Raw genomic sequence first — 13,690 nt, 5'->3', positions numbered from 1 at the left:
GGGGTGTGCTGGACTTCCTGACGGACACGCTGCGCACGCACCGTCGGGGCCTACCGCCACCCTCGCTGCTGCCTCTCGCGGAGGCTCCTCAGTTCGCGAACGCAGCATGAGCCGGTGAACGGTTACCGCGAAAGCAGGGCACGGACGCCCCAAGCGCCTCGCACAACTCTGCACAGGACGTTTCCTCCGTGGGCACGCTTCCGTCACGAAGGGTGGCGGGCAGGGGGAAGAGGCTCTGCTCCGTGCCTTCCCGGCAATTCCACGTGGAGGAACACCCCACGCCCAACGTGGCGACGGGCGCGAGCAACCACAGACGCTTGAACACGGGGCGCAGCGGACGACGGGACATGCGGACTCCTGCTTCCTCCACGAACCCGCCGGCCCTCGGGCCGCCGCAGCCTATCAGGCCTGGGGCGTCCGGGTCTGCGCGGAGCGCCTCCGCAACCAGTTGCGCAGGAAGGCCTTCACCTCCGGGTGCTGCGACTGACGGAAGTGGTCCGGCGGGCCGTACTCCACCACGCGCCCCTCGTGCATCAGCGCCAGGTTGTCCGCCATGCCGAAGGCGGAGGCCACGTCCGGCGTAATCACCAGCGACGTGGCTCCCAGCTGCTGCTTGCCCGTGGTGATGATTTCGTTCACCGCCGCCGTGGTGAGCGGATCCAGGCCCGCCGTGGGGTCGTCGTAGAGGAGAATCTTGGGCTGGAGGATGGTCGCTCGCGCGAAGCCCACGCGCTTCTGCATGCCGCCGGACAGCTCTCCCGGAAAGCGCGTGGCCGCGTGTGACAGGCCCACCTTCCCCAGCGTCTCGTTCACCGTCTGGGTGATGTCCGGCTCGGACATCTTCGTGCGCTCGCGCAGCGGGAACGCCACGTTGTCGAAGACGTTCAGCGAGTCGAACAGCGCGTTCGCCTGGAAGAGGATGCCCAGCTTGCGGCGCATCTGGTTGAGCTCGGGCTCGTTCATCTTCGCGACCTCCGCGCCCTCCACCAGCACCACGCCCCGGTCCGGCCGCATCAGGCCCATGATGTGCTTCATCAGGACCGTCTTGCCCGAACCGGACACGCCCATCAGCACGCAGGTCGTGCCCTCCGGCACCACCAGGTCCACGCCCCGCAGCGCCGCCTGCCCGCCAAACGACTTGTGCAGGTCCCGCACCTCGAGGGTCAGCTTCGGCGCCGGCTCACGGCTCGCGTCACTCATCGCCTTGGAACCCTACCGCGCGCGCCCCGCCGCCTGCTCCGGATTCACGCCGCCGCCTGCCCGCTCCCTCCGCTTCCGCCGCACGTACAGCCCCAGGCCAAACAGCCCCAGCGCCACGGAGCCCGCCCCCACCGCCAGCCCCAGGCCCGACGGCGCGCCCCTGTCCGCGGGCCGCACCGGCACCAGCGCCGCGTCTCCCATCACGCCCAGCCCGGCCCACATGGCCGCGGGCTCGCCGTCCTCCCAGGCCTCGCGCTGGGCCTCGCGCAGCGCCGCCGCCGCGCCCTGCCCCCGCGCCAGGTGCCGGTAGTAGCGCTCCAGCAGCTCCGCGGCCTCGGCGTCGCGCAGGGGCCACAGGCTGGCCACCACGGCTCTCGCGCCTGATTCGAAGAAGGCCCTCGCGAGGCTCAGCACGCCTTCCCCCGCGAGCAGCGCTCCGGAGGCGCCCCGGCAGCTGGACAGCACCACCAGCGCGTCCCGCAGCCGCAGCTCCGCGATCTCCCGGGGCTGGAGCAGGCCGTCCTCTCCCGCCGCGCCCGGGGCCAGCACCAGGGCGGAGCGCTCGGGGGATTCGACGTCCACGACCGCGTGCGCGGCCACGTGGAGGATGCGCATCGCGTCCCACCGGGAGGCCTTGAGGGCGTGCTCGGACGCTTCCGCGCCCATGAGCAACCGGGGCTTCACGGCCGTGTCCTCCAGGGACTCGCTCACGGTGCGGCCCTCGCGCCGCGCCTCCGGCAGCGCGCCCAGGCTCGCGGTCTCCAGGAACACGCCGCCTCTCGCGCTGGCCACCTTCGGGCCTTGAAGGGCTTCACCCCGGTCCGGATCCGCCAGCACCAGGGCCTCGCCTTCCGGTGGCTGCGCGGGCTGGGCGCGCCAGTGGTGGAGGAGGCTCGCGGAGGGAACTCGCGCCAGTTCGTAGCGGGCCATCAGTGGCGGGCCGTCCGCGTGCTCCCGCAGCGCGGCGAACGGCAGGTCGTGCAGCGGACCATCCGGGACGAGCAGCAGGCGTGACACCTTCGACGGCAGGTCCCGCAGCGCGGGCGCCAGGAGTTGCGAGTACAGCGCCGCGGCGGCTCCGGACTCCGAACCGTCACGGCGCTCGATGAGGCCTGACAGGAGCGCCACCGCGGGACGCAACCGTGCGCGCTCCGGGATGCGGTACGCGCGCGTGCCCTCGCGGGTCACCGCCAGCACCCACGCGCCTCCCGCGCGCTCGCCCTGAACGTCATGGTCCGTGCCCGCGAGGAAGACGAGCAGGGCCTCCTCCTCGCCCAGGCTCTGCTCCGTCGCGGCGAGCGATGCGAAGGGAAGCTCCGCGCGCTGGACCGGAGAACCCTGCGCCTGCCGTGGATCCGTCACGGAGCCCGGCGCTAACGGTGGCTCCGCGCGCTGGGTCTCCGAACGCTGCTCGTGCTCCATCACGGACGGCGATGCGAAAGCAGGCGCCATGCGCCGCGTCGCGGGTCGCAGGTCGCGCTCGCGGCGCTCCAGCTCCTGGAGTTCTCCCAGCAGCCGCGTGCGTTCGGACGCGGACAGCGCCGGGTCCAGCAGCCTGCGCTGGGTGGCGGACAGGTCGCGCAGCACGCTGTCCCTTGCCCTTCGCTGCTCCGGTGTCTCCTCTTGAGTGGGGAGCGCGCGCGAGGCCACCAGGGACTCGAACAACGTCCTCGCCCTCAGGCGCTCACTCACCGCGAAGGCTCGCTCCAGGGCCTCGCGGGGCGGCAGGGCCGAGGCCTCTCCCGCCTCCAGCGTCCGGCCCGCGAGCCGGTGGTAGTCGCTGGCCCAGTTGGAGAAGAGCTCCGCCTGACTGGAGGCGTCCCGCTGCCACTGGCGCAGCACCTCCACCGCGTCGAGAGCGCGCTCCGCGTGCCCCAGGGCCTCCGGCAGCGGGCGCGTGCGGAAGGCCACCGCCGCCCGCGTGCGCCACACCGACGCGAGATAGAGCGGGTTGTCGTGCTCGGCGGCCAGCGACAGGGCCTCGTCCACGTCACGCCACGCGGCGTCCGCGTCCACCGCCGCGCGGCGTTCAGCGCGCGTCCACAGACAGGCGATGCGCCGCTCGGGCAGCCGTGTCTCCCGGGCGAGGTCGATGCAGCGGCCGAGGGCGTCCTCCGCTTCGTCCCGCTCCCCGGGCCCGTCGCCCAGCAGCTCCGCCACGAGGCGCAGCGACATCGTCTCGCTGACCTTGCTGCCCGCGTGCCTGGCCGCCTCGAGCGCCTCGCGCGCGAGCCGCAGCAGCGCCGCCCGGGCTCCCGGGTCGGGACGCGCGTCCTGCCGCCGCCAGGCGAGGTTCGCGAGCGCGAAGCGGACGCGCGCCTCCGTGCCCGCGTCCTTCGTGCGCTCCGCCAGCTCCGCGAGCCGCGTGTACGCGTCCTGCGCGTCGTCGAAGCGGCCCAGGTTCGCGCTCACCGGGGCCAGTGAGCCCAGCAGCTGCTTCTTCAGACCGTCGGGGCCGTCCGGAAAGGCCAGCCCCTCCGCGCGCTTGAGCAGCCGCCAGGCACGCCCCAGGTCCTGGCCCAGGTCGGACAGCTCGGCGGCCTCCAGGATGAGCGCGCGCACCTCCAGCCAGGGGTCCCCGGAGGCCCGGGCCACCTCGCCCACGCGCAGCACCCACTGGTGCGCTTCCTCTGTCTGGCCACGCATGCCCAGCGCGTTGCGCAGGTTGATGCCGGCCATCACCTCGCCCTCGGCATCCCCCTGGCTCCGGAAGGCGAGGGCCGCGCGGCGATAGGACGCCTCCGCCAGGGCGGGCTCGGAGGGCAGCTCCACGTGGCCGAGCACCAGCGTGAGCCAGGGGCGGTCCGGGTGCCTGGCGATGAGCCCCTGGAGCCTGCGCCGGGCCTCGTCGCGCGCCTCCTGCCCCCGGGCGTTCCGGAAGAAGCACATCGCCGCCTCGGAGTCCTCCGGGTGCGCGTCGAAGGACTCCTCGCACCGGGCGAGCGCGGAGGGCTCCGCAGACGCGGCGGCCCGCGCCGGGGCGCACAGGGCCAGCCCCACCGAAAAGGTGAAGCCGCCCAGGCCTCCCATGCGCGGTCGCCGCATCCCCATCCGCTCAGTTCTCCTCGACCTCCACCCTGCACCCCTTCACGGTGACAGGATCGCCCGTGCCCGTGTCGGGATCCCTGCTGACAGAGGGGGGAATCTCACAGACCTGCCGCGTGCCAGGAGGCGGCGGCACACCGTGCCCCAACCGCTCGATGAGCAGGATGCCGGCGGACATCTTCCAGGCATCGTGCGGCAGGATGACCTGCGCGCGAAGCCCGCCGGACGAGGGGGCCGTCACGCTCACCCGCAGCGGCGTCGTCGCGGTCACGGTGCCCGTGACGGTCGCGACCACGGCCCCGGAGTCATCCAGGATGCGCAGGGTCATGGGCACCATGGAGGGCGGGAGCAGGACGCCCGCGTCCACCACCGAGGCCACCACCGTGTCCAGCGCGGCGCCCGTCAACGGCTTCGTGGTGACGGTCATCGTGTACGTCGGGAGCGCGGGCTGCGCCGTCACCGAGACGCCCAACAGCAGCGCCATCACGGACAGCGCGCGCACCCATCCCCTGCGAATGTGGATCGTCTTCATACATCCCCCTCTGCTTGTCATTGAGCCACCGGCCTGGCCCAAGTGGTGCGGCACTCACCGCACCCGGTTCACGAACGTACTGCCGCGCTGAACGCTTCCATCCGGAAGCCGCGCTTCCACCTGCCACAGCACACGTGCTCCGGAGGGCAGCTCCGCGAGCACGTCCGCAGGCACCGTGTATTCGCGCGACTCCAGCCGCTCCGCGCGATGGAACACCTTCAGGTCCTCCGACGACACCTGCACGCTCCAGGACACCGCCTGGGGCACTCCGCTCCAGCGCAGCTCGAACCGCTCACGCGGGAGCGCGGTGGCCTCCGGCACCCGCGAGGCGATGACCTCCGCCGTGCCTCCGCGGATCCGCGTGGGGTCCACCTGCGCCTGCTGCTGCCGCACCACCACGACCGCGCCCACCAGCACCACCACCGTCGCCGCCATCGCGGCCATCGCCTGCCGCCCCTGCCAGGAGCGCCGGGCGGTCAGCGGCACCACCTTCGCGGGCGCCTCCACGCGTGCCGCCGGCACCTCCGCCTTCACCTCCGGAGCCCCCCGCTCCGCCTCCGCCGCTGCCTGCGACATCGCCTTCGCCAACCGCCACGCCTGCGCCCACGCGGGATCCGCCGCGACGCGCTCGATGACCGCCCGGCGCTCCTCCGCCGGAAGCTCCTGCCTCACCGCGCGCCAGACGAGGTCCGCGTCCACCGGCTCCCCTGGCGCGTCATCCTCACGCAGCGCCGTGCGCAGCCGCTCCACCCCCTCGGCCTCCAGCGTGTCATCCCCGGGACGGCGTTCGCTCACGGCTGGATTCCCTTCGAGGAGAGACACGCACGCAGCGCGCTCAGCCCCCGGTAGATGAGGTTCTCCGTCCGCTTGGCCTCCCACCCCAGCAGCTCCGCGGCCTCCGGAACGGTGTGTCCCTGCAGGTGCAGCGTCACGGCGAGGCGGCGGTCCTGCACCAGCCCCTGAAGACAGTCCCTCACGGCCCGCGCAATCTGCGCGGCCCCCGCCGCGCGCTCCGGGTCTCCCGGCGCCACCGGCTGCTGGGGCCCCTCCGCCACCTCCTCCAACGCCACCTCCTTGCGAGCCCCCATCCGGCGAAGCTCGTCGATGAGCGTCGTGTACGCCACCCGGTACAGGTACGCGGGGGTCAGCTCCGCGCGGCCCGGGGCGCGGCCGCGCAGCTCCACCACCTTCATCATCGCGACCTGCAACAGGTCGTCCCGCCGGTCCGCGAGCGACGCGGGGCAGACGCTCGCGAGCGCCCTGCCCAGGTCACGCCGCAGCGTCTCCAACCCTGCGTCCGGGGATGCACCCGCCCAGGGGCCGTGTCGCAGCTCCAAGATGCCTCCCCCCTTCCGCGAAGGGCGCCGAGCGTCGGTTGAACGAACGCATCATCGGCGGTTGGGAGAAGCCGGGCAATCCGCGAAAATTCCCTCGCGTTACCGGAGGTTCATCTCCCAGGCAATCAGCCGCAGGTCGCCGCCGCCGCCCGAGCCCGTCGTCAGGCGCACGGCGGTGAGGATGAAGCGGGTGCCCACGGCGGTGGCCGTGGCGGCCAGGCCGGACACGATGGCGCCCGCGCGCTCCTTGCCGCTGCGGTGCACCTTGCCCTCCAGGATGTCGCGCACGCTGTTGCCGGGAAAGGCATACGTCTGCGCGGACGCGCTCACGCCCAGGGTGGTGCAGGCCAGGGCGGTGAACCGGAACACGGAACGGAAGCGCGCGGACGGTGACATGGGGCTGCTCCTTGGGAGTGGCGCCTTTCGCGCCTGCCCTCACAAAACGGAACTGCCCCTTTCTTCCCCTCACCCCCGCCGCGCGTTTTTTCGCCTCGCGCCTCAGTGCGGCGCCGGTCCCAGTCCGGCCGGCTCCACGTGCCCCTCGGCCTGCCCGGGCCGCGCGTGCATCAGCACGTCGATGCGCAGCCGGAGCCAGTCCATGCCGCGAGGCCCGTCATAGTCATGCGCGGAGAAGTAGGTCGTCACCGTGCCCGCGCGCAGCATGAAGCGCGCCTCGCGCCGTTGATACGTGACGCGGAAGCCCTTCGTGCGGCCCACCTCCACCAGGTCCCGCGTCATCGCCTTCGCCTGCCGCTCCGCTTCTTCCGCCCAATCCGAAGACATGGTGCTGCCCTCCATGAATTGCGTTCGCGCTACCCGGTCACCACCGGCAGCGACAGTTCGAAGCGCGTGCCCGCGGATGACGTCGACGCCACCTCCAGCGCGCCGCCATGCGCCTCCGCGATGCGCCGCGCGAGGTACAGGCCAATGCCCAGGCCCGTGGAGCCGGGCCCCCGCATGAAGCGCTCGAAGAGCGTGGGCATCAGCTCCGAGGGAATGCCCGGCCCCTGGTCGCTCACCGTCACGCACACCCAGGGCCCCTCCGGACGGTCCCGCGCCTCCAGCGTGACGTCCACGGGTTGCCCCGGTGGTGAGTGCTTGAGCGCGTTCGCCACCAGGTTCTCCAGCAACTGCCGCACGCGGTCTGGATCCGCCACCGTCACGAACTCCTCGGGGCCCGTGAAGCGCACCGGGTGCGCGGGGGTGCTCGCGGTGGTGGCCAGTTCCCGCACCAGCCCCGAGAGGTCCATGGGCTGGGGGCGCAGGCTGAACAGGCCCTGCTCCAGGCGCCCCACGTCCAGCAGGTCGTTGATGAGCCGCGTGAGGGAGCGCAGCGACGCGGCCGCGCCCATCGCGTCCCGCAGGTCCTCCGGCTCCTGCTTGCGCGTGGCCCGCCGCTGGATGAGCTGGATGCGGGCCTGGAGCGGCAGCAGGTGGTTGGCCATGTCGTGCGCGAGCACGGTGATGAGCTCCTCGGCCGCCTTGCGGCGGGCCTGCTTCACCGCCAGCTTCGTCAGCTCCTGCACCAGCTCCACGCGGTGGGCCACCATGCCCACCCAGCGCGCCACGGCCTGGAGGAAGCGCAGGTCCTTGTCGGTGAAGAAGTCATTGCGCGCCGACGACACGGCCAGCACGCCTCGCGTCTCGTCGCCAATGGGCAGGGGCACCATCAGGGCGGAACGAACCCCCAGCCGGTGCTTGATGCCGGGCAGCTCCTCCGGGTCCTCCTCCACACGGCCGGAGATGAAGGGGGCTTCCGTCTCGTACACCTGGACCGCGCGCCCGCCATTGGCCAGGGGCATCCGGTCCAGTCCCAGCGACTTCTGCAGGTGGCCCATGGGCGTCTGGCTCGTGCCCACCGCGACCAGGGTCTGACTGCTGTGCTCGATGAGGAAGACGTCCACCTTGTCGGCGTTCAGCAGCTCGGAGATGAGCTGGCTCGCGGTGTCCAGCGTGGGCCGCAGCTCGGCTGCCGGGAGGGCCAGCAGCTGCTCCAGCGCCCGCAGCCGGGGCTCCTCCCATCCCACCTGCATCCCTGAGTTCGCGTCGTTCACGCGACTACGGTGTGAACGGCTTTCGTCCGGGACCCTGGTGCGCCTGAACCGCCCGCCCCCCTGCCCGCACGTCAGGCGTTCAGACCATGCCGCCGTTGGCGCGCAGGACCTGGCCGTTGATCCACCCGCCCTCCGGGCCCGCGAGGAACGCGACGGACGCGGCGATGTCCTCCGGCGTGCCCAGGCGCTCCAGCGGGTTGAGCTTCGCCATGCGCTCCACCAGCTCCGGGGACTTGCCGTCGAAGAAGAGCGCCGTGGCGGTGGGGCCCGGCGCCACGCCGCCGAACGCCTCGGCCGCCGCGTCGAACATCCGGGGGAACGCGGTGGGGTCCGCGACGTCCGCCTGGAAGCTCAGGGCCCGTCCGCCCGCCGCTTCAATCCGGCGCACCACGGCCCGCGCCGCGTCGTGGTTGCCCGCGTAGTTGACGAGGACGTGGAAGCCATCGCGCGCGAGCCGCTCCGCCACCGCGGCGCCGATGCCGCGCGAGCCGCCCGTCACGAGGGCCGTCTTCTGCTGCTGCCAGGTCTGGGTCGTCATGGGGTCCTCTCCTTGAAGTGAGGACAAGCCGGTTCGACGCCATGAAGGCCTTCACGCGCATCGTGGAGCGCCGGAGCTTCACGCAGGCCGCGAAGGACCTGGGGCTGCCGCGCTCGTCGGTGACGGACGCGGTGAAGCAGCTGGAGGAGCGGCTGGGCTTGGGCCTCATCCAGGCGCCGCGCTACCGCCTGGAGGAGGACTTCGGGCGCGGGACGCGGGTGCCCGTGCTGGCCCAGCATCCACCGACGCCCACGCCCGTGTCCCTGATGTACCCGCGCAACCGCCAGCTGTCCCCGCGCGTGCGCGTCTTCATCGACTGGGTGTCGCGGGTCTTCGCCGGGTCGTGAGACTCAGCGCAGCCTCAAGCCCTTGGGCCGGGCCTGCAGCCGGTCCACGTAGGCCTCCAGCTTCGGCCGCCCCGTCGAGCCGCCCAGCATGCGCTGGTAGATGAACATGGAGCCAATCATCACGTCCGCGGCGGTGAACCAGTCGCCGAAGAGGTAGGGGCCGTCCCCCAGCTCGCGCTCCACGGCGTCCAGCGTCTGCGAGTACTCCGTCCATCCGCGCTGCGGCAGCGTGGGGGCCTTGGCCATGTGGTCGCCCATGGACGGCTCCAGCTGCGACGTCGAGTACACCATCAGCGACAGGTACCGGCCGCGCTCGGGCGCATCCACCGCGGGCGCCAGCTTCGCCTGCGGGTACTTGTCCGCGATGTAGAGACAGAGGGCGGCGTTCTCGAACACGCGCGCATCACCGTCCACCAGCGCGGGCAGCTTGCCGGCCGGGTTCACCTTCAAGAACTCCGGCGACTTCTGCTCGCGCTTCTCCAGGTCGATGGGGACGATTTCGTAGTCGACCCCCGCCTCGTCGAGCATCCACTTGCCAATGACAGCCCGGCTGCGCGGATTGAAATAGAGCTTCATGCAGGCACCTCTCCTGAATCAGGGAGCGGCCTGCGCCCCCAGCTTCTGGAGCGCGGCCGCCGCGTTGGCGTTCTTCGGGTCCAGCTCCACGGCCTTACTGTAGTTCACGCGCGCCTGCTGTTTGTCTCCGACCGCGAGGCAGGCCTCCCCCAGACTGTCGTAGACGTTGCCCACCTTCGGGAACATCTCCACGTTGAGCTTGAAGATTTCCACGGCATCCGCCGCGCGGCCCTTGCGGAGCAGCTGGTAGCCCAGGCCATTGAGCTCCCCGCCGGAGAAGTCATACGCGTCCGGCTTCGAGGCCTTCAGCTCGCGGTAGCGCGCGACGGTCTTCGCGACGGGCTCCTTTTCGGCCGTCGTGCTCAGCAGCTCCCGGATGCCCATGCGGGGCGCCTTGGGCGGGATGCCGTGGAGTACGCTCAGGAGGCCCGCGGACAGCTCCACCAGCTTGTCGCCGCGCGACGTGTTGTCCAGGAGGATGACCACCTCCCTGCCCGCCGGCACGCGGTAGATGCGCGAGCTGAACCCGTTGATGCCGCCGCTGTGGGTGATGGTGGGCAGCTCCGTCTTGCCGTCGTCCAGCTTCAGCGGGTTCACGAAGAACCCGAAGCCGTAGTTCTCCAGGCCGGGCGTGAACATCTTCTGCTTCAGTGCCTCCGGCAGCAGCTTGTTCTCATAGAGCGCGCGGTCCCAGCGGTAGAGGTCCTCCACCGTCGAGTACAGCGACCCGGCCGCGTACGGCAGGGACATGTCCAGGTAGTCCGCGTGGACATAGCCGTCCGGCGTGAGCTCATGGCCGCTGGCGCGCTTGGGCAGCACCGTGGCGGTGACGTCGTAGCCGGAGTCCTTCATGCCCAGCGGCGTGAAGATGCGCTCCTGCACCGCCTGCGCGTACGTCTTGCCGGTGACGCGCTCGATGATGGCGCCCAGCAGGAAGTAGCCGGAGTTGTTGTATTTGAATTTCGAGCCGGGCTCGAACTCCAGGTCCCCGCTGGCGAACTGCTTCACGAAGTCCGCGACGGCGTAGGGGTTGCGAGACACCTTGGGGAAGAAGTCCGGCGAGCCCGTGTAGCTGGGGATGCCGGACGTGTGGTTGAGCAGCTGGGCGACGGTGACGCGCGCACCCGTGTCCTTGCGGTAGTCCGGCAGCGCCGACACCAGCGTGTCGTCGAGCTTGAGCTTCCCCTCCGCGACCAGCTGGAGGATGACCATGGCCGTGAACTGCTTGGTCACGGACGCGATGCGGAACTTCGTGTCCGGCGTGTTGGGCACGTTCCATTCGAAGTTGGCCAGGCCGTAGGCCTTCTTCAGGACGACGCCCTTGTCATTGGCCACGAGCACCGCGCCATTGAACTGGCGCAGCTGGTGGTACTGCGTCACCAGCCTGTCCAGCTCCTGCTGGCGCGTCGCGGCACCGGCGGCGACAGGAAGGAGCAACAAGGCCACGGCCAGGAAGCGCAACGGACTCCGGTTCATTCGGTCTCTCCCACGCACCAGCCTACCTACGTCCCGCTGGCGGGGCGATTGCATCCTCAGGCGGTGGCGAAGCGGCGGAAGAACCAGCGGTTGAGCCCCATGGCGCAGGCCAGGTACAGCACCACCAGCCCGCCCAGGGACGCGAGGATGGCGGGCGGCGGCGGCACGAAGCCGAAGGAGGGGCCCAGCGGCGTGAAGGGCAGCGCGCAGGCCACCGCCACCACGCCCAGCGACGACAGCACCAGCAGCCGCGCGGGACGGCTGCGCGCCGCGCCACCCCGGGTGCGGATGATGAAGATGACCAGCACCTGCGTGGTCAGCGACTCCATGAACCAGCCCGTCTGGAAGAGCGGCGCCCCGGCGTGGAAGCCGTGCAGCAGCACCGTGAAGGTGGCCGCGTCGAAGAGCGAGCTGAGCGTGCCGAACACCGCCATGTAGAGGCGCACGAAGCGCAGGTCCCAGCGCGTGGGCCGCGACAGCTGCTCCGCGTCCACCGTGTCCAGCGGGATGGCCAGCTCCGACACGTCGTACAGCATGTTGTTGAGGAGGATCTGGATGGGCAGCATGGGCAGGAACGGCAGCACCAGCGACGCCAGGGCCATGCTCAGCATGTTGCCGAAGTTGGAGCTGGTCCCCATGCGGATGTACTTCATGACGTTGCCGAAGGTGCGCCGCCCCTCCTGGACGCCGTCGTGCAGGACGCCCAGCTCCTGGCGCAACAGCAGCAGCGCCGCGGCCTCGCGCGCGACGTCCGCCGCGCCCGCGACGGAGATGCCCACGTCCGCCTCGTGCAAGGACGGCGCGTCGTTGATGCCGTCCCCCAGGTAGCCCACCACGTGGCCGCGCTGCCGCAGCGCGCGCAGGATGCGGCTCTTCTGCGCGGGGGACACGCGCGCGAAGACGGTGGTGTCCCGGGCCCGCGCGCGCAGGCCCGGGTCGTCCAGCAGGGCCAGCTCCGCGCCGGTGAGCACGCCGCGCACCTCCAGCCCCAGCTCCTGGCAGACGTGCGCCGCCACCCGCGCGTTGTCGCCCGTCACCACCTTCACCGCGACGCCCGCCTCGCGCAGCGCCGCCAGCGCGGGCCGGGCGCTCTGCTTGGGCGGGTCCAGGAAGGAGGCGAAGCCCGCGAAGACGAGGCCCGTCTCGTCCTCCGGCGACAGCCCTTCGCGCTGGACCGGCGCGTCCCGCCAGGCGAGCCCCAGCACCCGGAAGCCCTGCGCGCCCAGGGCGTCGGCGCGGGCCTGCAGGGCCTCGCGCGCGGGCACGTCCAGGGCTCGGGGTGGCCCCTCCGGGGCTTCGCAGGCTTCGCAACAGGACAGCAGGGCTTCCGGCGCGCCCTTCACCACCAGGACGCGGCGGCCGTCCTTCTCCAGCAGCACGGACACGCGGCGGCGCTCGAAGTCGAAGGGCAGCTCGTCCTCCTTGCGCCAGCCCTGCGTGCACGCCACGCGCCGGGCCAGGATGGCCTCGTCCATGGGGCTGCGCAGGCCGGTGGCGAAGTGGCTGTTGAGGAAGGCCCACGCGAGGGTGCGCTCGCTGTGCTGGGAGGTGGCGTCCTCGGTGCGCGCCAGCCGGATGTTCGCCTCCGTGAGCGTGCCCGTCTTGTCGGTGCACAGCACGTCCATGCAGCCCAGGTCGTGCACCGCGCTCAGCCGCTTGACGATGACCCCCTGGTCCGCGAGCCGCAGGGCGCCCCGGGCGAGCGTCACCGAGACCACCATGGGCAGCAGCTCCGGCGTGAGCCCCACCGCCAGGGCCATGGCGAAGAGGAAGGACTCCAGCAGCGGACGCGCCAGGGTCAGGTTCACCAGGAGCACGAACAGCACCATCAGGACCGTGAGCCGCATCAACATCGCGGAGAAGTGGTGCGTTTCCTTCTCGAAGGCGGTGGAGGCGACGGGCGCGGACAGCCCCCGGGCGATGCCGCCGACCTCCGTCTCGCAGCCGGTGGCGAACACGAGCGCGCGGCCCGTGCCCCCCAGCACCGACGTCCCGGCGAAGACGGTGTTGCCCACGTCCGCGAGCGGCGCGTCCGCGGACACGAGCCCCGGCGCCTTCTCCACGGGGTAGGGCTCGCCGGTGAGCAGCGATTCGTTCACGGACAGCGCGTGGGACTCCAGGACGCGCGCGTCCGCGGGGACGCGGCTGCCGGTGGCCAGCAGGACCACGTCCCCGGGGACCAGCCGCGTGGCGGGCACCTCCTGTTCCACGCCGTCGCGCAGCACGCGGGCGCGCAGGGCCACGGCGCCGCGCAGGCGCTCCGCCGCGTTGCTGGCCCGGTGCTCCTGCACGAAGTCCAGCGTCACGCTGATCAACACGATGACGGCGATGATGGCGGAGCTGGTCAGGTCGTGGACCACGGCCGAGATGCCGCACGCCACCAGCAGCACCAGCACCAGCGGGTTGCCCAGCCGCAGCAGCAGCTCCAGGGGCAGCGGCCGGCGGCGCCGGGACTCCAGGTCATTGGGGCCCAGGGACTCCAGCAGCGCCCCGGCCTCCTGGGAGGACAGCCCCTGGAGCGAGGTGCCCAGCCGGGCGCATAGCGACTCCACCGGCTCGCTCCAGGCGGGCGAAGCACGCGCCAC

13 protein-coding genes are annotated in these 13,690 nt (G+C 71.8%); 1 reads left to right on the top strand and 12 read right to left on the bottom strand.

Annotated elements, in window-relative coordinates; translation table 11 throughout:
- Window positions 1-402: 402 nt before the first annotated feature.
- The 9 genes from D7X96_RS28715 to D7X96_RS28675 all read right to left on the bottom strand — a co-directional run bounded on the left by D7X96_RS28715 (window position 403) and on the right by D7X96_RS28675 (window position 8,706).
- Window positions 403-1,200 carry an ABC transporter ATP-binding protein gene (locus D7X96_RS28715; RefSeq protein WP_120549186.1) on the bottom strand — a complete coding sequence of 266 codons (798 nt, stop codon included), beginning with the start codon at window positions 1,198-1,200 and terminating at the stop codon, window positions 403-405.
- 12 nt (window positions 1,201-1,212) lie between these two features.
- Entirely contained in the window at window positions 1,213-4,251 is a 3,039-nt protein-coding gene (locus D7X96_RS28710) for a CHAT domain-containing protein (protein WP_244219760.1), read from the bottom strand.
- Window positions 4,252-4,255: 4 nt separating this feature from the next.
- Window positions 4,256-4,777 (bottom strand): hypothetical protein, encoded by a 522-nt coding sequence (locus D7X96_RS28705; RefSeq protein WP_244219759.1) that lies wholly within the window; start codon window positions 4,775-4,777, stop codon window positions 4,256-4,258.
- 54 nt (window positions 4,778-4,831) lie between these two features.
- Entirely contained in the window at window positions 4,832-5,572 is a 741-nt protein-coding gene (locus D7X96_RS28700) for a hypothetical protein (protein WP_121722951.1), read from the bottom strand.
- Window positions 5,569-6,114 carry an RNA polymerase sigma factor gene (locus tag D7X96_RS28695; protein WP_121771212.1) on the bottom strand — a complete coding sequence of 182 codons (546 nt, stop codon included), beginning with the start codon at window positions 6,112-6,114 and terminating at the stop codon, window positions 5,569-5,571. The genes D7X96_RS28700 and D7X96_RS28695 overlap by 4 nt, the downstream gene beginning before the upstream one ends.
- Window positions 6,115-6,213: 99 nt before the next feature.
- On the bottom strand, window positions 6,214-6,510 hold the full coding sequence (locus tag D7X96_RS40510) for a hypothetical protein (protein ID WP_199746920.1): 297 nt from the start codon (window positions 6,508-6,510) through the stop codon (window positions 6,214-6,216).
- A 102-nt stretch (window positions 6,511-6,612) separates the two neighbouring features.
- Window positions 6,613-6,897, bottom strand: a complete 285-nt coding sequence (locus D7X96_RS28685; protein ID WP_121722953.1) for a hypothetical protein — start codon at window positions 6,895-6,897, stop codon at window positions 6,613-6,615.
- A gap of 29 nt (window positions 6,898-6,926) precedes the next feature.
- Window positions 6,927-8,147, bottom strand: coding sequence for a GAF domain-containing sensor histidine kinase (locus D7X96_RS28680; protein WP_121771215.1), 1,221 nt, complete (start codon window positions 8,145-8,147; stop codon window positions 6,927-6,929).
- Window positions 8,148-8,247: 100 nt separating this feature from the next.
- A complete protein-coding gene (locus D7X96_RS28675) occupies window positions 8,248-8,706 on the bottom strand; it encodes an SDR family oxidoreductase (protein ID WP_120549192.1) in 459 nt (152 codons plus the stop codon).
- Between the two features lie 41 nt (window positions 8,707-8,747).
- Here D7X96_RS28675 and D7X96_RS28670 point away from each other — a divergent pair, with 41 nt between their 5' ends.
- On the top strand, window positions 8,748-9,053 hold the full coding sequence (locus tag D7X96_RS28670) for a LysR family transcriptional regulator (RefSeq protein ID WP_120549193.1): 306 nt from the start codon (window positions 8,748-8,750) through the stop codon (window positions 9,051-9,053).
- A 3-nt stretch (window positions 9,054-9,056) separates the two neighbouring features.
- On the opposite strand, the gene D7X96_RS28665 is transcribed toward D7X96_RS28670, so the two are convergent.
- From D7X96_RS28665 to mgtA, 3 genes are read right to left on the bottom strand one after another with little or no spacing between them, the layout of a single operon-like run.
- A complete protein-coding gene (locus tag D7X96_RS28665) occupies window positions 9,057-9,629 on the bottom strand; it encodes a glutathione S-transferase family protein (protein ID WP_121722956.1) in 573 nt (190 codons plus the stop codon).
- Window positions 9,630-9,647: 18 nt separating this feature from the next.
- On the bottom strand, window positions 9,648-11,105 hold the full coding sequence (locus tag D7X96_RS28660; RefSeq protein ID WP_120549195.1) for a serine hydrolase: 1,458 nt from the start codon (window positions 11,103-11,105) through the stop codon (window positions 9,648-9,650).
- A gap of 56 nt (window positions 11,106-11,161) precedes the next feature.
- Complete coding sequence (gene mgtA / locus D7X96_RS28655) at window positions 11,162-13,690, bottom strand: magnesium-translocating P-type ATPase (RefSeq protein WP_244219758.1); 2,529 nt, start codon at window positions 13,688-13,690, stop codon at window positions 11,162-11,164.

The sequence above is a fragment of the Corallococcus interemptor genome, from assembly GCF_003668875.1.
GTDB classification, from domain to species: domain Bacteria; phylum Myxococcota; class Myxococcia; order Myxococcales; family Myxococcaceae; genus Corallococcus; species Corallococcus interemptor.
This window is presented reverse-complemented; position numbering and strand designations above follow the sequence as displayed.

Coding starts and splice junctions, on each gene's coding strand:
- D7X96_RS28715 (WP_120549186.1), bottom strand. CDS start 1,200: ATGAGTGACGCGAGCCGTGAGCCGGCGCCGAAGCTGACCCTCGAGGTG.
- D7X96_RS28710 (WP_244219760.1), bottom strand. CDS start 4,251: ATGGGGATGCGGCGACCGCGCATGGGAGGCCTGGGCGGCTTCACCTTT.
- D7X96_RS28705 (WP_244219759.1), bottom strand. CDS start 4,777: ATGAAGACGATCCACATTCGCAGGGGATGGGTGCGCGCGCTGTCCGTG.
- D7X96_RS40510 (WP_199746920.1), bottom strand. CDS start 6,510: ATGTCACCGTCCGCGCGCTTCCGTTCCGTGTTCCGGTTCACCGCCCTG.
- D7X96_RS28685 (WP_121722953.1), bottom strand. CDS start 6,897: ATGTCTTCGGATTGGGCGGAAGAAGCGGAGCGGCAGGCGAAGGCGATG.
- D7X96_RS28680 (WP_121771215.1), bottom strand. CDS start 8,147: ATGCAGGTGGGATGGGAGGAGCCCCGGCTGCGGGCGCTGGAGCAGCTG.
- D7X96_RS28675 (WP_120549192.1), bottom strand. CDS start 8,706: ATGACGACCCAGACCTGGCAGCAGCAGAAGACGGCCCTCGTGACGGGC.
- D7X96_RS28670 (WP_120549193.1), top strand. CDS start 8,748: ATGAAGGCCTTCACGCGCATCGTGGAGCGCCGGAGCTTCACGCAGGCC.
- D7X96_RS28665 (WP_121722956.1), bottom strand. CDS start 9,629: ATGAAGCTCTATTTCAATCCGCGCAGCCGGGCTGTCATTGGCAAGTGG.
- D7X96_RS28660 (WP_120549195.1), bottom strand. CDS start 11,105: ATGAACCGGAGTCCGTTGCGCTTCCTGGCCGTGGCCTTGTTGCTCCTT.